Below are 18534 nucleotides of genomic sequence, written 5' to 3'. Positions count from 1 at the left end.
AGTCCAAGGATAGATGTTTTTACCAGCGTTAAAGGTTATAATGGAACCAGACAACGACCGGGAGGGATGTACCGTGAGTGATCTTTTTAAGAAAGCCATCTCGTTAGGATTGGGCCTTACCGTGGTCAGCAAGGAAAAAGTAGAGAAAATCGTGGATGATCTGGTCAAACGCGGGGAGCTTGCTCCTGCGGAGTCCAAAGCGCTTGTGAACCGTCTCGTCGAACGCGGCGAAGAGGAGCAGTCGCAGATCAAGAACTATATTTATGAACAGGTGCAGCGTGTATTGTCCGATCTGGATGTTCCCAAAGAGAGTGATGTCGCCAGCCTGGAACAGCGCATTGCTACTCTGGAGAAGAAGGTTGTAGAACTGGAAGGATCGCGGCAGGAATAGATGGCGGTCCGAATTCGACATGCCGGACGTTACCGGGAAATCGCCATGGCGCTCATGCGTCATGGCTTTGGCTATATGGTGGAGGAGATGGGACTGTTTCATGTTCTGTCGCTGCCTGTCCGCTGGAGTTCCAGGGAACAGCCGGAGACGATTACGCTCGGGGAACGCATCCGGCGAGTGCTTGAGGATCTTGGCCCCGCCTTTGTGAAGCTCGGACAGTTGGCGAGTACAAGATCGGACCTGCTGCCTGACCATATTATCCAGGAATTGGTGAAGCTGCAGGAACGGGTGCCTCCATTTTCTTCTACGAGCGCAAGGGAGCTGATTGAGCAAGAGTGGGGTATGCCGATCGATGAAGTGTTGAGTGAGTTTGAAGACAAACCGCTGGCAGCCGCCTCGATTGGGCAGGTCCATGCCGGGAAGCTGAAATCCGGAGAGCATGTAGCGATCAAGGTTCAGCGGCCCGGGGTAGCCCGAATGATCGGTCGTGACTTGGAAATATTGCGGGATTTAATCTCGATTGCCGAGCGCCACTGGGAATGGGTGAAGCAGTACCGTGTGGACCGGATCGTTGACGAATTTGCCAGAGCGATGATGGCCGAGCTGGATTACAGCCATGAAGCCCGAAACGCAGAGAAGATAGCCTCCCAGATGCCGGATCATGAATTTATCCGCATTCCGCGGATTTATTGGGAGTACACGTCATCTAAAGTTCTGATGATGGAGTATGTCGATGGCCTCACCTTAAGCCGGAGGCAGGAGATCGTGGACAAGGGACATGATCTGAAGGCGATCGCTGAACATTTGATCGATGGCATGCTGCAGCAGATTTTTATTGAGGGATTTTTTCATGCCGACCCTCATCCGGGGAATTTACTTGTCAGAGAGGACGGCAAGCTGGTCTTTCTGGATTTTGGGCTGGTGGGTCACCTCAGCGAAGATATGAAGGACCATCTGTCCGGACTCATTATTGCCTTGATGCGGCGGAATTCGGAAGGGATGATCCGGGCGATTTCCAGAATGGGTTTGATTCCGGACGACTGCGACATGGATGCGCTCCGGTCAGACATGGACCGGCTGCGGGGAGAGTATTATGATGTGCCTTTCGCTCAAGTGCGTATCGGTAAGGCATTGACGGATCTGTTTGCCGTTGCCCAGCGGCACCGGATTATGCTGCCACCGGATATGACGCTGCTTGGCAAATCATTGCTGACGCTCGAAGGGGTCATCGAGATGCTGGACCCGAGTCTGAGTATTATCGATATGGCGGAGCCTTTTGGCCGAAAGCTGTTGAAGAAGCGGTATAATACCCGCCGGATCAGCAGGAAGGTGCTGGACGGGGTAAGCGGACTTGCCGAGAGCCTGCTTGATCTGCCCGGACAGGCCAGGCAGCTGTCGGCCCTGATCAGCAAGGGGAAACTGCGGGTGGAGATCAGTGTTCCCGAACTGCAAACCCTGATGCGCAAGCTGGATCAGATCAGTAACCGGCTCTCCTTCAGCATTGTGCTTCTGGCTTTCAGCATCATCATGGTGGGTCTGATTATCGGTTCGTCGCTCAGTCGAGAGCCGATGATGCTGTGGAGTTTCCCCGTGATTGAAGTCGGGTTCATTGTGGCCTTGCTCATGGTTGCATGGCTGTTATATGCCATTTTCAAATCCGGCAGGTTCTAGGCAGATTCGGCTCTTGCCCGCTTGCGCTGCTGCACCCAAGTCTGGACTCCGATGAGGATCCATTCTATGAGGTGAAAGAATAGGGCAATGAGAAGCGCTTGCAGCCAGCCGCCGACAGGAATGCCGGGCACGATCAGAGAGGCTATGTACAGCAGAACCGTGTCGGTCACAACGGTAACCGCCTGTTTGATATAGATGGAGCTATCCTTGCGAAGCAGCAGTCTTAGCAGGGTGATCACCAAAGGATGAAGGATGCCTTCGAAGATCAGGAACCCGATCAGGATGGTGAGCGAGAATCCGAGCCATACGCCTTGACCGCCGTAAGCCAGGATTTCACCTGATCCGGATGGATCTGATATGGGGAACCACCGGGCATATAACATCGCAAAGAGTTCTAACGGTATAATAATAAAGGCCGACAACAGCGGGATAAGCCACAGCTTCTTTCGTAAGGGTACGGTAGGCTCCCCGTCGCGTCTTGAAATATAATTCATCATCAGATTGATAAGGCCGAACAGAATCATCAGGATGAGTGCTGACAGAATGATCTGCATGGTATGCATATCGGGGACACCTCCTTAGCTGGTGTAAACTGGATTTCTATATCATAGACATTACCAAAGTCAGGGTCTTTTGTCAGTTGAAAAGAAATACAACGACAACGTTCGTTTTTCTTAGAACGAATTCGATCGACATTTTGTCGGACTTATATGTAAGTATGTTTGTTTGCTAAATCCAATCGATTTGACGCAACAGATGCTAAATAATTTAAATGAGGTGGAACGTTTGCCGAACTTTCAACAGCTGGGCATTGACGAACAAAGAGTACGGAAACTGAAGGAGCAGGGGATTGGGGTGCCGACTCCGGTACAGCAAGAGAGTATCCCGCTGCTGCTGCAAGGAAAGGACGTTATCGCCCGGGCAAAGACCGGCACAGGTAAAACGCTGGCTTTCATGCTGCCGATTCTGCAGCAACTCGATCCTAAGCGGGCGTACCCGCAGGCGCTCATTATTGCGCCGACACGGGAATTGGCATTGCAGATTACGGAAGAAGCCAAGAAGCTGACGGCCGGCGAGCCGGACGGGATCAAAATTCTGGCGGTCTATGGCGGTCAGGACGTGGAGAAACAGCTGCGCAAGCTCGAAGGCGGCCGACATTTGATCATCGGAACACCGGGCCGGTTGCTGGACCATTTACGCCGGGGCACGCTTGAGCTGGGCGGCGTGAAACAGCTGGTACTGGACGAAGCCGACCAGATGCTGCACATGGGCTTTCTGGATGAGGTGGAGGCACTGATGCACGCGCTTCCGTATCGGCGCCAGACGATGCTCTTCTCGGCCACGATGCCTGCCGGCGTGAAGCAGCTTGCCGGCAACTATATGAAAGACCCCGTCGATATTGTCATTAAGGGGGCTTCCCCGATTCCGCTGGAGCAGATCCAGCAGGTTGTGGTCGAGTGTACAGACCGTTCCAAGCAGGATGCCCTGCGTGCGATGATTGAGGAGCATAACCCTTTTCTCGCGATTATCTTCTGCCGGACAAAGCGCAGAGCAACAACATTGAATGAGGCGCTGCTGGCTCATGGGTATCAATCGGACGAGCTGCACGGCGACCTGTCCCAAGCGAAGCGGGAAGCGGTCATGAAGCGATTCCGGGAAGCCAAGCTGCAGCTGCTGGTGGCAACGGACGTTGCTGCGAGAGGGCTTGACGTCGAGGGCGTGACGCATGTCTTTAACTACGATATGCCTCATGATGTTGAAAGTTACATCCATCGTATCGGACGGACCGGACGGGCCGGTGGGAACGGGATGGCTATCACGTTTGCTGCCGGTAAGGATCTTAACGATCTACAGCGCATCGAGGAAGGAATTTCCCTGCGCTTGAAGCGAGTCCGCTATGATTCCAGTGCTGGAGGCCTTCGGGAAAGCACCGGCGGCTCAGGCAGGGATACGGGCAGAGCGGGAAAAGCTAGAAATATCTCTTCACTTGAATCCGATCAAGAACGCGGCCAAGGCAGAAGCCGGGCGGATCGCGGTACGGGTTCCGGGCGGAGCCGCGGCAGCGAGCAGAGCAGAGGAAGGGCCGGATCGTCACGCAGAGATGAACGTGGATCCGGACGGGCAGGAAGCCGTGACGGCCGTGCAGCCGAGGGACGCGGACAATCTGCGGCTGGAGGCCGCAGCAGCGCTAGTCGTGACGGTGGGCGTGCAGGCGAAGGCCGCGGACCATTATCGGCTGGAGGTCGCAGCAGTGGCAGTCGTGACGGCGGAAATGCAGGCGAAGGCCGTGGATCACAGGCCGGAACACGCGGCGGCAGCAGCCGTGGACCGTCCAGAACCGAGGGGCGTGGAAATCAAGGCGGTCGCGGCGGACAGGGCGGTACCCGATCCTCTGAAGGCCGCGCTGCAAGAGGCCAGAGTGGTGGCCGGCGCGGTGGACGCAGCCGCTAGAAGGTCCAGAGAATTTTAGGAAGCATCTGTTTCAATCCGGAAGATCCCGTTTAAGTAGAGAGCGTTACCCAGTCAATGACAAGGAGGCGTTACCATGTCTGAACATAATCATGTAGTGAACAAGCAAGGTGAGCTGGATGTGAGTAAGGTCAGTGACGCAATGGACCGGATTGATGATGGGGAGAAGGAGAGAATCCTGGCCGATTTTGATGCCTTCCAATCCTATTTGAACAAGCGAATTCAGCTTGCCGAGAGCATTGGGTTGAATGAAGAGCAGCTGGCGCGGGCAGCAGAAAAGGTGGCTGGTTATCTGGCTGCAAACGAGGAGCCCCGTAATTCCGAAGAGAAGCTTCTTCAGGAGTTATGGAAGGTCGGGACCCAAGCGGAGCAGCATCAGCTGGCTCATCTGCTTGTGAAGCTGGCTCAGAAACGAACGGCCCAATAAGGCAAAGCGTGAGATGGAAATCCTTCCCGGCTGACTTGCCGTGGAAGGATTTTTGGGTTCAAGAGTAGTAATTAACATACTTATAAGGATGTAGGGGTAGGGATGTAGGGATGTAGGGATGTAGGGAAGTAGGGAAGTAGGAATGTAGGGGTGGATATTAACTTCAATACATAATATGCATGCAAGCTAGACGTGCTGATTCGCCTCCGCCTTCGGTACCATATCGAGGTGCGGTGCAACGATATGGTATCTAAGTCCAACGATATGGTATCTAGGGCAACGTTATGGTATCTAGGTGCAATGATGTGGTATTGGGTGCGACGTATCTAGGTAGGTGCAATGAAATGGTATCTGGGGCAATGTTATGGTATCTAGGTGCAAACGATATGGTAGGTATCTAGATGCAACGATATGGTAGGTACCTAGGTGCTACGATATGGTATCTAAGTGCAATGATATGGTATCTAGGTGCAATGATATGGTATCTAGGTGAAACGATGTGGTATCTTGGTGCAATGAAATGGTACTCAGGTGCAACGAAATCGCTATGACGATGACCAGAACACTGAACGCCGAGGCTAACGGACATCAGATACGTTATTTTCCTGTAATGAGGTCCATTTATCGTTATAGCGGACACCAGAGCCGTTATTTGGGCTGAAAACAGCCAAAATATCCGAGCTTTCCAGATGAATAACGGATCTCCTGACCGTTCGATTCGCTTAAAACCCCATTTTTTGCGAAATAAGGTCGCCTGAGTCCGTTAGGTTAGACTGCGAGTAAACGCGGGAAGCTGATCCATCGCCCGGCAAGACTTGCAATTACAGCTCTTTTGTCGCACTGCCGGACGCACGCTCTACCGTTGGCCTAACATACTATTTGGTACATCCTGCGAACTGCTCCATCTTGATCTCCAATATGCTCGTTACATGTGAGCCATAGAAACAAATGAAAGAATAGTAGGAGGGAGTTGCCTGAATGTCTCTGGTGATTCATGAGCAGAGAAAGCCCAAAATGCAGCCTTTTTATTGGGTGATTACATTTGAAATGCACGTGCTGGGAATACTGCTTGGCCTGGCCCTGACACTGGGTCCCTTGATGCTGCTGTACCTCTGGGCCAATGTCTGGACCTGGATGAGTCTGGTTGCCATACCCGCCGGTATCTTCATGATGATTCGTCTGTCCAGAAGCCTGAAAGGGCATATCTGGAACAATACGCATCTGGACGAGTATTTGTTATACGAAGATTTTATTGAATATGAGAGATGGGACCCGGAAACGAAAGACTCCCTGAAGGGGAGCCTTAGGATCGGTGACATCAAGGAAATATACTATGGGCGATACATCTTTCAATTCAGTTATGCTTATAAGAAGAGCAAAATGACCGAATCCGTGCCTATGGCGGAGTTAATGCCGATTATGTACCTGGTCGCGGGAGAAGGGCAGACGGAACGGGCGGTGGCCATTCCTTTCACGGATCCGATGGAGGCCAACCGGTGGCTGGAGGTTATCGGCAGAAGGGACATTCCTTTATATCTGACTTCTATCATCATTCATGATCTTGGGGATGAATCGATTGCGTCTTTGCTTCGCGAGGACGAGGATTTAGAGCGTGCAGAATTTGATGGCAATATGGAGCGGCAATTCCGGCCTTACCTGGACCGTCTGGTACAGGAAAATGAGGAGGAAGACCGGGAATTGACGGAAGAGGAGCTTAATCAGCTGGAATACGAGATGAAACTCCTCGAGTACGAAGAGGCGCTGCAAAAGCGAAGATCGGCTTTCCGTGGAACCGGTTTGCTGGCTTGGCTGATTTTTCCGGTTCAGTTCGCTATCGGTTATTGGCTGACGCGCCAGGCAGAGCTGGGTAACGCGGACCCGGAACAGCCGTTAGTTCCCATTTTACTTGTTGCAATCTCCGCGATCCTGTTCTTCTTCCTGGTGAAATGGATGCGCTGGCTCCAGATCATCATGTTCTCGTTGATTACCTTTATATCGTTTATGCTTTTGGATTTTTCCGAGATCGAAACGGATCCCTCGTACCAAATGTCCAGCATGCTCCTTGCTATAGCCATGCTGTCACTGCCTGTGGTCGGTCTCTTCTATTTGGGCATCCGGCATGTGCGCAAAGGTCGGGATGCGAAGAATCTGCCGCCGATGCCGGGGGCGTATCAGCCTCTTCCTGAAAACGATAAGCCGGGGATCCAGCCCGGAGACCATCTGTCAACTTAATACGAAAACGAGAAAACGCACCTTTCACATTTGGGGGTGCGTTTCGTATCGGTATCTGTAGGTTTCCATAGGCTGGCTGGTAAAGGCGGTGTCGAGCTTCTTCTTCTCGCCGGGGGTGAGGGTCACGTTCTTGTACATCTCGGTAAAGACTTCATCATCGTTCTTATCGTACACGTAAAGGGTGATGTGACCATGAAATGTTTGGCTATCATGGTAGTTGCCGGCATAGATCTCAATGTCCGCATCATCCTCGTTTTTATAGGCGCCAGCATGGACCACGATGTAGTCTTTAAAGCTTTGGAGCTCGGAACCCGCCTTCTTGTCCTCAAAATTCTGATCCAAATCGGTCAGCATCGTTTCTTCTTTGTAAAGCGATTCCTGGGTGATAAGACCAATGGGGATCGTCAGTATAAAATAGAAGGCCAGCGTCGATAACCCTGTGCTGCGAAGCACGGTCTTTCGGTCATACCCCCCTTTGATTAAGCCGATGAAGGCAATCAGTGCCAGCACAATCACAATGAGATGCCATGGGGATATAAACATTTCGGGATACAGTTTCATTTCTTTTCCTCACTTACAATTGTTGAAATACGGAATATTGCAATATGTCTCCAAACCTTAAATCATTACCCTGCTAACTTGCTGATTAAACAGCTGTTATTAGCCTATGCAGATTTTGTTTGAAGAGGTTATACATACATTCATCATAATGGATTTCCGGGCTGTGGGGTAGAGGCGTTGGACTAAAATTTGGTTTAAGGCGATTTATTCGATATGATGGAAGGAGATTGGCTAGGCTGTAGAGCTTGGAAGCATGCCATCTATTCAAAACAAGCCGGGAGGGATTCGAAGATGTCAGTTTACGAATATCATGCAACAAATACCAAGGGTCAGGAAGTCTCGCTCGATCAGTATGCGGGCAAGGTTCTGATTATTGCAAATACGGCAAGTCAGTGCGGACTTACGCCGCAATATGGAGAGCTTCAGCAGCTGTATGACCAATATAGCCAGCAAGGACTGCAGGTTCTTGGTTTCCCGTGCAATCAGTTTGGCGGACAGGAGCCGGGTACAAGTGAAGAGGCCGAATCATTCTGTCAATTGAATTATGGCGTGAATTTCCCAATCTTTGCGAAGATTGACGTGAACGGGGAAGAAACGCATCCGTTATTTCAATATTTGAAATCCGAGCAGCCAGGACCGAACGAAGGCGGAGAGATCGCTTGGAATTTCACAAAGTTTCTGGTAGACCGCGAGGGCAAGGTGGTTCAGCGATTCGAACCGCGAGATACGCCGGAATCGATGAAGGGCGCCATTGAATCTCTGCTTGGCTAGTGGCAGAAAGTAACGATTACATCAACAGGGCTGTTTTCTTCGGGGATATTCCGCTGGGGAGAACAGTCTTTTTTTTTATTTTCATGGCACATTCCGTTAGACCAGTCCAAGCAAGATCCTCCAAGGCAGAACGTATAGGATAGGGTGAACGCGCTTGAATTTCATGAGGCTGGACCCTTATAGCTTACCCTGATAGGGAACCTTTATTCTTGATCTAATCTTGAGTATTGGCGATGAGAACATCATGTTCTTTAGGTCAACCTCTTTTATCATTCTAACTATGTGAAATTGTGAACAATGTGTGAATAACGCAATTGCCTATTGAACTGTGAAATTAATCACATTATAATAAAAGTATGAAGTGAAAACATTCACAAATAATATTACCCGTCACCACATTCATGCTCAACAAGCGTTACCAAGCATGAATCCAGGCAAAAGTGCTCATCTTAATCAAATATACAGCTTCATACTTGGAGGAGGAAGAACCATGAAAGTAGCAGTTATCGGTTGTACCCATGCAGGAACGTCCGCCATCGTGAATACCGCCAAACTTTACCCGGAAGCACAGATCACCGTTTATGAACGCAATGATAACATCTCATTCCTGTCCTGCGGCATCGCGCTTTACGTCGGAGGCGTTGTAAAAGACCCTGACGGTCTGTTCTACTCTTCGCCTCAGAAGCTCGACGAGCTGGGTGTTGAAACCAAGATGAAGCATGAGATCATTTCGGTGGATACGGATAAGAAAAGCTTGAAAGTTCGGAACCTGGTTACAGAAGAAATTTTTGATGATGCCTATGACAAACTGATTATCACAACCGGATCATGGCCAATTGTACCGAAGCTTGAAGGCATCGATCTGAATAATATTCTGCTCTGCAAAAACTATAATCATTCCAATGCGATCATTGAAAAAGCGCAGGAAGCGAAACACATTACGGTTGTCGGCGCCGGTTACATCGGCGTAGAACTGGTCGAAGCCTTCCAACAGAACGGCAAGCAGGTTACCCTGATTGATAGTGCCGACCGCATTCTGAACAAATATCTGGATCCTGAATTTAGCGGCAAGATCGAGGAATCCTTCCGTGAAAAAGGGATTGAGATGGCTCTGGGCCAGACCGTGACTTCTTTCCAAGGCAAGGATGGCAAGGTGAACAAGGTCATCACCGACAAAGGTGAGATCGACACGGATCTCGTGATCCTCTGCATCGGCTTCCGTCCGAATACGGAGCTGGTGAAGGGGCAGGTGGAAATGCTGAAAAATGGCGCCATCGTCGTGGATCAATATATGCAAAGCAGCAAGCAGGATGTATATGCAGCAGGCGATTGCTGCTCCGTTCACTATAACCCGACCGGTAAAATGATGTACATTCCACTGGCTACGAACGCAGTCCGGATGGGTACGCTCGTTGCACGCAATCTTGTGTCGCCAACAACCCCATATATGGGAACGCAAGGTACGTCGGGATTGAAAATATACGAACACAACATTGCGTCGACGGGATTAACCGAAGGAGCCGCCAAGGACGAAGGCTTGAAGGTGGAGACGGTCACCATTACGGATCATTACCGTCCGGAATTCATGCCTACCTTTGAAGAGGTTACGCTGAAGGTGGTATATGAGCAAGACAGCCGCCGGATGCTTGGTGCACAGGTTATTTCCAAAGTGGATATGACGCAATCCATTAACACGCTGTCGGTATGCATACAGAATCGGATGACGATTGATCAATTGGCCTTCATCGACTTCTTCTTCCAGCCGCATTACAATAAACCGTGGAATTTCCTTAACACGGCTGGACTGCAGGCATTGCCGGCGGTCGAAACGAAAACACCGGTGCATTCATAAGTAATCGATTCACCAAGAAGACTCCCTGATTTGGGGGTCTTTTTCTTGTTTTTGAAGGATTATGGATTTTGACAGCGAATTGGAAAATATCCGGACATGTAGATTTCGACTTTCAGGAGGTAGGATAAAGTATGAATAAAAAAGTAATGCTGGCCACAGCTGCATTGTTCTCCATGCTGCTGACGGCGGCTTGTTCCAATGATCAGGCTGATCCGCCTGCAGAGACTCCGCCGGCTGTTGTGGACAGTGGGGGGACAGATCAGACGGGGACGTCTGAAGAACAGCCGCCTGCAGAACCCCAAGGTGAGGACCAACCGGCCGACAACGCAGAGGTGAAGCCGATCGGCGAACCTGCCGCAGTGGGCGATACGGTGGATTATCACGGCACGGTCATTACGCTAAACGGCGTACGTGAATCCGAGGGTGATGAATATTTGAAGCCCCAGCCCGGCCATACGTTTAAGGTAGTTGACATTACCGTGAAGAACAATGGCCAGGAGCCGCTGGTCATCTCTTCGGCGCTGTCTTTTTCCCTGACGGATTCGAGCGATCTTAACTATACGGTTCCCATTACGGATGACGTGAAAATGCTGGACGGCACCGTTGCCCCAGGCGGCGAGCTGACAGGTGAAATACCGTACGAAGTGAAGCAGGGGGTTAAGGGACTGCAGCTGAGTTATGGCGATCCGATGAAAGAAGGAAGAGCCATTTGGGCAGTGGAATAAAAAAATAATATTGGTTTCGGATGTACGAATGATGAGAGGATTTTGCTTAGGCAAGGTCCTTTTTTCTATGTGATTGTGAAGATGCTGCTTTACATGCGGGAATGTTTTCAGTATGATTAAACCGTACAGTCGGTTTTATTGCTGTGAATGGTGTTCATCATCTTCACAGATTCATTTTTATTAAGAGAACCAGGTTTTGGTACGTGAATTCCGCACTATTATTTCCAAGCAAGGAGTGCTTACATCGATGTCTTCAGAAAAAGCGCAGCGAAAGCGCGACATGATTCTGGATAAAGCGAAGGAACTGTTCATCCAGCGCGGGTATGCGGCAACATCCATGGATGAACTGGTCAAGTATACGGGTGCCAGTAAGGGAAGCATCTACTATCACTTTGAGAGCAAGGAAGATTTGTTCGTCAAGCTGCTGGCGAAGCAGAATCAGGAATGGATGGAAGCCTGGAACGATCAAAAAGCCCGTTACGCCAGCTTCGAGGAGAAGCTGTACGGCATTGCCGATCATATGGTCGACGACTTCCAGAATCCGCTGACCAAGATTGCGGAGGAATTCTTTATCAATCAGCCGGAGAATAAGACGATTGTGGGCGAGATGCTGGCCATCCTGCAAGGTCCGCGCACGCTCTACCGCGAGATTTTCGCGGAAGGAGTAAGCGAAGGGCGAATACCGGCAGAGGATGTAGAGGAAATATCCATCATATTCGCATCGCTGCTTGATGGGATGTCGGTGTGGTATTTTGAACGGACCCAGGAGGAATCAAGGCAGCTGTATCGCAAGGGAGTCACTTACTTTTTAAACGGTGTGTTATCGAGCCGAGGATCGTAGTGAACCGGAGGATTTATCGGAAACGCTTCTTCTCGATTTGCAAGCGGGGCGGGCGTTTCCGCATAAATATATTTAAACCGAATAGTCGGTTTAAAATAGGGGGATAAAACATGAGGCATTTGTTTGGCAACCGCGCGTTTGTGCTGCTGATGGTTTCGGATTTCATGCAAAATATCGGGATCTGGATCCGCAACATGGCATTGTTGTTCTTCATTATGGAGAAGAGCAACCATGATCCGGTCGCCGTATCGCTGCTTACCGTAATTGAATACGCTCCGATCTTTGTGATCTCCATGATTGGCGGCGTGCTGGCGGACCGTTGGCGTCCCAAGCGAACGATGATCTGGGGGGACATTCTCAGCTTTTTATCCATATTGCTTATCCTGTTCGTTGTGTATGCGGGATATTGGCAGGCCGTGTTTGCGGTGACCCTGGTCTCGGCTGTTGTATCTCAATTCTCGCAGCCTTCGTCCATGAAGCTCATCAAGCGCTGCTTGCCGGATGAGCATGTGCCCGCGGCCACAGCTTTGTCCCAGACCTCGATGTCGCTGTTTATCATTTTGGGACCGATGGTCGGTACGACGATTTATCAAGCTTTTGGATTGCAGGCGTCTTTAATCAGCTTGTTGGTTCTATTCGGCGCTTCGGCGATCGTGCTAATGTGTCTTCCTTCCAGTGTGGATGAACCCTCTAACAATTCGGAATCGACCGGTTCTTTTATGAAGGACATGAAGGCGGGCTTCACTTATATCGGGTCCAGCCGGCTGTTGAAGGTGCTGCTGGTGGTCTATGTTTTATTGGCGCTCGGCAGCGGACTTGTTCAGCCGCTTGATATCTTTGTCATCACGGAGCGTTTACAACTGGCAATGTCCAGCGTTCAGTGGTTCACCGCGCTAGAGGGCCTAGGCATGTTAATTGGCGGCGTGCTGGCTGCTGTCATTGCGGGGAGAGTGAAAGGCAACTACTTGTTGTTCGCCGGGCTTGCCTTCCTTGGCCTCTCGACCTTTGTCGAGGTGCTGTCCCAGTGGCCGATCCTGACCGGCACGATGCGCTTCGCAACCGGGGTGCTGATGGCGATGGCGCAGACGGTTCTGATGGCCGTGATGATGCAGCAGGTGGAAGAGAAATTCATCGGTCGGCTGAATGGCGTGATGACGCCGATGTTTACCGGCATGCTGCTCATCGGCTCCGGGTTTACGGGATGGTATATGTCGGTAACCTCCATTGTGGTCGTGTATTTTACGGCAGGCGCGCTCTTCCTGCTGTCGTCCTTGATTAGCATGAAGCTTCCGATCTCGAACGTTCCGGCTCAGGAAAAGGAAACGCCTGTTAGAGTAGAGACTGCCGCCGAGGCATAGGATAGTGGTTAGAACTTGTTGCTGGTAAATTGGCATAGGCTGCTGGTTTAGAACGTGTTGCTTGTAAACTGGCATAAGTTAGCTGGTTTAGAACAAGAGGGCTGGTAAAAGCACCAACCAAGCGGTGTCGGGATTATCTCCGGGCACCGCATTTTTTTATATGTACCGCTGGCTCAGATCGAGCGAATGATCAATCTCAAACGTGATCAAGGGCAGCCAGGACACAAGGATGTCCGATCCTGACGTACTGGGTCGTGATATAATTCACGTTCTTGCTTTGGCGGCTGCGGTACAATATGGGTAACTGTAACAGAAACATCAGAAGCTGCATCCGAGAGATTTTCAGGACGGAATGCGGGAGAAATGGGGGAACGGCCATGGCCTATTACAAACCGGATCGCATTGCGGAGATCACCGTGGAGAACGGGGTGAAAAAAGCACATAACTCCGTCATGAACGTAATGATATTAGGATTTTTGGCGGGGGCTTTTATCGCGCTCGGCTTTTTGCTGGATATTCGCGTGATTGCCGGGGCGTCTGAGGCTTGGGGAGGCATTGCCGGTTTTATAGGCGCGGCGATATTCCCTGTCGGACTGATCCTTGTATTGCTCGCAGGCGGAGAGCTGCTGACGGGCAACATGATGGCCGTGTCCCTGGCCAGATTCAAGAAGCGGATTTCCACGAAGGAGGTGATACGGAATTTAGCTCTCGTCACGGTAAGCAATATGGCGGGGGCGTTGTTCGTCGCTTACTTCTTCGGTCATGTGACCGGTCTGACAGGCAGCGGCGTTTATCTGGAGAAGCTGGTGGATATGGCGGGACACAAGCTGGACGACAGCTTCCTGCAGGCTTTCTTGTCGGGCATCGGCTGCAACTGGCTCGTAGCGCTCGCCGTGTGGCTGTCCTACGGATCGGACCAGATGAGTGGCAAAATTCTCGGGATCTGGTTTCCGACGATGGCGTTTGTAGCCATCGGCTTTCAGCACGTGGTGGCCAACATGTTCCTCATTCCGGCCGCGATATTTGAAGGGTATTACAGCTGGGGTGAGTATTTCATAAATTTCATTCCGGTATGGCTTGGCAATTTCGTCGGAGGCGCGCTGTTTGTGGGAGCTGCCTACGGGACCGTATATTTGAAGAAGAATGATAAGGTTGAGGTCATTCCACGCGGCGAACAAGAAGCTGCGCTGCCTTCCGCTCCGGCTACCGGCACTGCTCAACAGGTTCATTCTGCGTAGAAATATTATACTGAAGCCTGGTAAATAAAGGCGAGAAAAAAGCTGCGATCGACCGCTCCCTAAGGGATAGGGTCGGATGATCGCAGCTTTTTTGTCGTTGTTGGCGGAGCGGACTCTTTGCATAAGTCGCAAAAGGAACAAGCCCGCTATTTTTTAAATGGTAAGGCATAGTCGTAATAATCACATCTTTCCGATACAGCAAATGTGCACGGATGAGCAAGCTGGATTGATTGTGCAGGAAGTTATGCCAGCCCTTATTGGGGATGAACTGCGGGATGACCATGGTAACCTGGTCGTCGGATTCGCTTGCCTTTCGCTGTACGGTATCGATAATGCCACACAAAACAAATTCGCCATGCCGGTCTCGGGGGAGGAGACATGGGCATGGCGAATTTTTGGGAGTGGTCCATGATTTGGCAAGGAAGAGAAAGGGTCTGGGTTCCTCTTCGTTGCTCTTGATAGGAATATACCCGGAAGGAAGTAGAGTGAATCACCGATGCAGAAAAAAATGTAAGACTTTACTGGAACCCTGATTTTCTTTTAAGATAAAGGGATATGATTCAGCGTGTACAAGGGGGAATAGACGAAATGACTCAAGCGATGATTCATCAGGAAAACGGCGTGTTTCCGGCGGTCTGTCCGTTGGATTGTCCCGATACTTGCGGCCTGCTGCTGCATAAAGAGAACGGAAAAATCGTGAAGGTTACCGGTAATCCGGATCATCCGATTACGCAGGGAGCTATCTGCAATAAAGTCCGTAATATGGCACATCGGGTGTATCATCCGGAGCGCGTGCTATATCCGCTGCGGAGGGTAGGGCCCAAAGGTCAGGGCGCTTTCGAGCGAATCAGCTGGGATGAAGCGGTTCAGGAGATTGCCGAACGCTACGAGAAGCTGATCGAGGAGCATGGCTCTGAGAGCATTCTGCCTTACAGCTTCTACGGCAACATGGGGATATTAAGTGTAGACGGCATGGATCGAAGGTTCTTCAACAGGCTGGGCGCCAGCCGGCTGAAGCAGTCGATCTGTAATTCGGCAGGCAATGAGGGCTGGAAATCCGTTATGGGGTTTAATGGAGGCACCGTCCCGGAGGATACCGTTCATGCCGATGTCATCATCGTCTGGGGCGGCAACATCGTCAGCACCAATATGCATCAGGTGGTGTTGGCAGAGAAAGCGCGCAAGGCCGGTGCCAAGGTCGTTGTCATCGACGTGCATAAGAACCAGACGGGGCAATGGGCCGATTGGTTCATTCCGCTGTTTCCGGGCACGGATGCGGCACTGGCCGTCGGCCTCATGCACATCTTGTTCCGTGACGGCATGGTGAACGAGGAATTCCTGCGGCAGTATACGATCGGTCATGAAGCCTTGCGTGAGCATGTGAAAGACTATACACCGGAGCATGTATCCTCCATTACCGGAATTCCAGTTGAGGATATCGAGAAGCTGGCCGAGCTGTACGGCCGGGCAGATACTTCCTACATTCATATCGGTAACGGTCTTCAGCATCATGACAATGGGGGCTTGACGGTGCGCAGCATTGCGGCGCTTCCGGCCTTGACCGGACAATGGCTGAAGCGGGGCGGAGGGGCCGCCAAGTCGAACGGCGGTTACAACAGCATGGACAGCGATGCGCTCGAACGTCCCGATCTCCGTCCGAATCCGGATGCGCGGACGATTAACATGAACCGGATCGGCGAGGCGCTTGCCATGACCGAACAGCCGATTAAGTCGGTCTTTGTCTATTGCAGCAATCCGCTGGTTGTCGCTCCCGACTCCGAGCGGGTAAGGGAAGGGTTTGCACGGGAGGATCTGTTTACGGTTGTGCATGACCTGTTTATGACGGATACGGCCAAGTATGCAGATATCGTGCTCCCGGCAACCTCCTCGTTCGAGAATACCGACCTGTTCGCTTCCTACTGGCATCAGTACATCCAGCTGCAGGAGCCGGTCATCCCGGCGCTTGGGGAGAGCAAGAGCAATGTAGAGCTGTTCTCCATGCTGGGGCGGGCTATGGGGTTCACTGACCCGGCCTTTCATGAGACGGAAGAGGAGATGATGGCAAGAGCGCTCGACTTCCCGGGTAACCCTTATCTGAACGGCGTCACGCTGGACAAGCTAAAGGATCACCGCTATGTGAAGCTTGATATGACGCCGCTTGAAACATATCTGGATCGTTTGCCGACGCCTTCGGGTCGGATCGAGCTTTACTCCGCACAGTTGGAGGAAGCAGGTCTTCCGCCTCTTCCGACCTACGTGCCGCTGAAGGAAGGTTATGACGGCGTAAGGCGCGGCCGCGGGCACAAATACCCGCTCATGTTCATTTCGCCGCCGAACCACAACTTCCTGAATTCGACCTTTGCGAATGTGGAGAAGCATCAGAAGCTGGAGAAGGAGCCTGCCCTGCAGATCCATCCGGAGGATGCAGAGGAACGCGGTATAGAGGACGGAGACATGGTTACGGTATACAACGACCGCGGAACCTATGAAGTTCGGGCCAAGGTAATGGATAAAATGCTGCCGGGCACCGTTGTCAGCCAAGGCCTGTGGTGGGAAGGCGAGGGCCGTAAGCAGCGCGCCAATGCCCTTACACCCGACAGGCTGTCGGATATGGGTGAAGGGGCTACCTTCTTCTCAACGGTGGTCGAGGTCAGGACTAAAATAACCGGTGCATAAAGATGAATACATTGACTGTCTTGTTGGTCTATATGACCTCAAGGCAGTCTTTTTTTGGGATAAGAAAGTATAAACACCCGAGGCTTAGCATCCCCTTATCTCGCAAGAGAAACTTCCGTTAAATGCGTCTGTCTACTGAGTAAGTACGTCGATAGACGTTTTTTTGTTGGCTGGAAAGGGTGAAACATTCCGGTAGAAGTATAAAAAATCGGGGTTTTATTATATAGATTCAAAATATTTCCATAGGTAGAATGATACTAAGTCAATTGCAAGCGGTTTCGAAAATGGTAAACATTCAGAGACCCGGCGTGCTTTTACATCATTTCGTAACGGGAGGATAAATATGCCGCAAGCTACTGCAGAACAGCAACCATCACCCATTGCCCGGCAGCCAAAAGTCCATAGTAAAAGTTTTCTTAGGCGATTCATGAAGCAATGGGATGTTCAGCTTATGGTGATACCCGGCGTCATTCTAGTTTTCATTTTTGCCTATCTGCCTATGTACGGCGTAATAACCGGATTTATGGATTATAACCTGTTCACCGGCTCAAGAATTTGGGATAACCCGTGGGTTGGTTTTAAACATTTTGAAGCTTTTTTTGCCGCCCCCGAGTTTGAAAGAATTTTGCGCAACACGATTGTGATCAGTCTATTGAAATTCTTTATCGGATTTCCAGCACCGATCGTACTGGCACTTTTATTGAATGAAGTTCGCCATATGTTATTCAAAAGAGTCATCCAGACGATCACATACCTGCCCCATTTCCTATCATGGGTTATTGTGGCAGGATTCACCACCGCCTTGCTATCAACGGAGAACGGAAGCATCAACATTCTGCTGGAGAGCATAGGGGCCATTGATGAACCGATCAATTTCCTTTCGTTAAAGGAGTATTTTTGGTCGATCCTGATTTCGGCCAACGTATGGAAGGAGATCGGATTTAACTCGATTGTATTCCTGGCTGCGATGGCGAGTATTGATCCTGCTCTCTATGAGGCTGCGGACATCGACGGTGCAAGTAAGTCCAAGCAAATCTACCTGATTACGCTTCCTTCGATTATGCCGGTCATCATTATCTTTATGATTCTTGCGATCGGCAACTTGCTCAATGCAGGCTTTGAGGACATCCTGCTCCTGGCATCCAATCCGGTGCTGCGGCCGGTATCCGATGTTATTGATACGTATGTCTATCGAGTAGGCCTAGGGTCACACCGTTATTCTTATGCGGTTGCTATCGGATTGTTCAAGGCGATTATCAGTGTTGGACTGCTTACGATCGCGAACTATCTGGCTCGAAGATCTGGTAATAGCTTATGGTAAC

15 protein-coding genes and 1 pseudogene are annotated in these 18534 nt (G+C 50.8%); 13 read left to right on the top strand and 3 right to left on the bottom strand.

Going from position 1 to position 18534, the window contains the following annotated elements; translation table 11 throughout:
* The first annotated feature begins 73 nt into the window (after positions 1-73).
* Together MKX98_RS32030 and MKX98_RS32025 are read left to right on the top strand one after the other, a co-directional pair.
* Positions 74-391, top strand: a complete 318-nt coding sequence (locus MKX98_RS32030) for a phasin family protein (protein ID WP_071218823.1) — start codon at positions 74-76, stop codon at positions 389-391.
* On the top strand, positions 392-2062 hold the full coding sequence (locus tag MKX98_RS32025; protein WP_220687269.1) for an AarF/ABC1/UbiB kinase family protein: 1671 nt from the start codon (positions 392-394) through the stop codon (positions 2060-2062).
* On the opposite strand, the gene MKX98_RS32020 is transcribed toward MKX98_RS32025, so the two are convergent.
* Positions 2059-2625, bottom strand: a complete 567-nt coding sequence (locus tag MKX98_RS32020; RefSeq protein ID WP_220687270.1) for a hypothetical protein — start codon at positions 2623-2625, stop codon at positions 2059-2061. The two genes, MKX98_RS32025 and MKX98_RS32020, sit on opposite strands and share 4 nt — an antisense overlap.
* A gap of 193 nt (positions 2626-2818) precedes the next feature.
* Here MKX98_RS32020 and MKX98_RS32015 point away from each other — a divergent pair, with 193 nt between their 5' ends.
* The 3 genes from MKX98_RS32015 (at position 2819) to MKX98_RS32005 (ending at position 7190) form a co-directional block, all read left to right on the top strand.
* Positions 2819-4513 carry a DEAD/DEAH box helicase gene (locus MKX98_RS32015; RefSeq protein WP_339220400.1) on the top strand — a complete coding sequence of 565 codons (1695 nt, stop codon included), beginning with the start codon at positions 2819-2821 and terminating at the stop codon, positions 4511-4513.
* 94 nt (positions 4514-4607) lie between these two features.
* A complete protein-coding gene (locus tag MKX98_RS32010) occupies positions 4608-4958 on the top strand; it encodes a DUF3243 domain-containing protein (protein ID WP_220687271.1) in 351 nt (116 codons plus the stop codon).
* Between the two features lie 978 nt (positions 4959-5936).
* On the top strand, positions 5937-7190 hold the full coding sequence (locus tag MKX98_RS32005) for a hypothetical protein (protein WP_339220398.1): 1254 nt from the start codon (positions 5937-5939) through the stop codon (positions 7188-7190).
* Between the two features lie 24 nt (positions 7191-7214).
* Here the strand turns inward: MKX98_RS32005 and MKX98_RS32000 are convergent, their stop codons facing one another.
* Positions 7215-7751 (bottom strand): hypothetical protein, encoded by a 537-nt coding sequence (locus MKX98_RS32000; protein ID WP_339220396.1) that lies wholly within the window; start codon positions 7749-7751, stop codon positions 7215-7217.
* Positions 7752-8042: 291 nt separating this feature from the next.
* Here MKX98_RS32000 and MKX98_RS31995 point away from each other — a divergent pair, with 291 nt between their 5' ends.
* The 6 genes from MKX98_RS31995 (at position 8043) to MKX98_RS31970 (ending at position 14536) form a co-directional block, all read left to right on the top strand.
* Positions 8043-8522 carry a glutathione peroxidase gene (locus tag MKX98_RS31995; RefSeq protein ID WP_194539976.1) on the top strand — a complete coding sequence of 160 codons (480 nt, stop codon included), beginning with the start codon at positions 8043-8045 and terminating at the stop codon, positions 8520-8522.
* Between the two features lie 490 nt (positions 8523-9012).
* Positions 9013-10374 carry an FAD-dependent oxidoreductase gene (locus MKX98_RS31990; RefSeq protein ID WP_071218829.1) on the top strand — a complete coding sequence of 454 codons (1362 nt, stop codon included), beginning with the start codon at positions 9013-9015 and terminating at the stop codon, positions 10372-10374.
* A 131-nt stretch (positions 10375-10505) separates the two neighbouring features.
* Positions 10506-11099: a DUF4352 domain-containing protein gene (locus MKX98_RS31985; RefSeq protein ID WP_194539975.1), complete on the top strand. Its 594-nt coding sequence runs from the start codon at positions 10506-10508 to the stop codon at positions 11097-11099.
* 247 nt (positions 11100-11346) lie between these two features.
* Complete coding sequence (locus MKX98_RS31980) at positions 11347-11940, top strand: TetR/AcrR family transcriptional regulator (protein ID WP_194539974.1); 594 nt, start codon at positions 11347-11349, stop codon at positions 11938-11940.
* A 110-nt stretch (positions 11941-12050) separates the two neighbouring features.
* A complete protein-coding gene (locus MKX98_RS31975) occupies positions 12051-13298 on the top strand; it encodes an MFS transporter (protein WP_194539973.1) in 1248 nt (415 codons plus the stop codon).
* A gap of 377 nt (positions 13299-13675) precedes the next feature.
* Positions 13676-14536 carry a formate/nitrite transporter family protein gene (locus MKX98_RS31970; protein WP_339220392.1) on the top strand — a complete coding sequence of 287 codons (861 nt, stop codon included), beginning with the start codon at positions 13676-13678 and terminating at the stop codon, positions 14534-14536.
* 151 nt (positions 14537-14687) lie between these two features.
* On the opposite strand, the pseudogene MKX98_RS31965 reads toward MKX98_RS31970, so the two are convergent.
* Positions 14688-14867, bottom strand: a pseudogene (locus tag MKX98_RS31965) (hypothetical protein); the annotation flags it as partial.
* Positions 14868-15124: 257 nt separating this feature from the next.
* On the opposite strand from MKX98_RS31965, the gene MKX98_RS31960 reads away from it, so the two are divergent.
* On the top strand, positions 15125-17212 hold the full coding sequence (locus MKX98_RS31960; protein WP_339220390.1) for a molybdopterin oxidoreductase family protein: 2088 nt from the start codon (positions 15125-15127) through the stop codon (positions 17210-17212).
* A 343-nt stretch (positions 17213-17555) separates the two neighbouring features.
* Positions 17556-18533, top strand: a complete 978-nt coding sequence (locus tag MKX98_RS31955) for an ABC transporter permease subunit (protein WP_339220388.1) — start codon at positions 17556-17558, stop codon at positions 18531-18533.
* The last annotated feature ends 1 nt before the right edge of the window (position 18534 follow it).

It is taken from the genome of Paenibacillus sp. FSL W7-1332 (assembly GCF_037969785.1).
In the GTDB taxonomy this organism is placed as follows: Bacteria; Bacillota; Bacilli; order Paenibacillales; family Paenibacillaceae; genus Paenibacillus_AQ.
The sequence above is the reverse complement of the archived record's forward strand: the minus strand, read 5'-3'. Positions and strand labels throughout refer to the sequence as shown.

What these genes read in the sequence shown, in the direction of transcription:
- MKX98_RS32015 (WP_339220400.1), top strand. Translation starts at nt 2,819, where the DNA reads ATGCTAAATAATTTAAATGAGGTGGAACGTTTGCCGAACTTTCAACAG.
- MKX98_RS32025 (WP_220687269.1), top strand. Translation starts at nt 392, where the DNA reads ATGGCGGTCCGAATTCGACATGCCGGACGTTACCGGGAAATCGCCATG.
- MKX98_RS32000 (WP_339220396.1), bottom strand. Translation starts at nt 7,751, where the DNA reads ATGAAACTGTATCCCGAAATGTTTATATCCCCATGGCATCTCATTGTG.
- MKX98_RS31955 (WP_339220388.1), top strand. Translation starts at nt 17,556, where the DNA reads ATGCCGCAAGCTACTGCAGAACAGCAACCATCACCCATTGCCCGGCAG.
- MKX98_RS31980 (WP_194539974.1), top strand. Translation starts at nt 11,347, where the DNA reads ATGTCTTCAGAAAAAGCGCAGCGAAAGCGCGACATGATTCTGGATAAA.
- MKX98_RS31985 (WP_194539975.1), top strand. Translation starts at nt 10,506, where the DNA reads ATGAATAAAAAAGTAATGCTGGCCACAGCTGCATTGTTCTCCATGCTG.
- MKX98_RS31995 (WP_194539976.1), top strand. Translation starts at nt 8,043, where the DNA reads ATGTCAGTTTACGAATATCATGCAACAAATACCAAGGGTCAGGAAGTC.
- MKX98_RS32010 (WP_220687271.1), top strand. Translation starts at nt 4,608, where the DNA reads ATGTCTGAACATAATCATGTAGTGAACAAGCAAGGTGAGCTGGATGTG.
- MKX98_RS32005 (WP_339220398.1), top strand. Translation starts at nt 5,937, where the DNA reads ATGTCTCTGGTGATTCATGAGCAGAGAAAGCCCAAAATGCAGCCTTTT.
- MKX98_RS31970 (WP_339220392.1), top strand. Translation starts at nt 13,676, where the DNA reads ATGGCCTATTACAAACCGGATCGCATTGCGGAGATCACCGTGGAGAAC.
- MKX98_RS31990 (WP_071218829.1), top strand. Translation starts at nt 9,013, where the DNA reads ATGAAAGTAGCAGTTATCGGTTGTACCCATGCAGGAACGTCCGCCATC.
- MKX98_RS31960 (WP_339220390.1), top strand. Translation starts at nt 15,125, where the DNA reads ATGACTCAAGCGATGATTCATCAGGAAAACGGCGTGTTTCCGGCGGTC.
- MKX98_RS32020 (WP_220687270.1), bottom strand. Translation starts at nt 2,625, where the DNA reads ATGCATACCATGCAGATCATTCTGTCAGCACTCATCCTGATGATTCTG.
- MKX98_RS31975 (WP_194539973.1), top strand. Translation starts at nt 12,051, where the DNA reads ATGAGGCATTTGTTTGGCAACCGCGCGTTTGTGCTGCTGATGGTTTCG.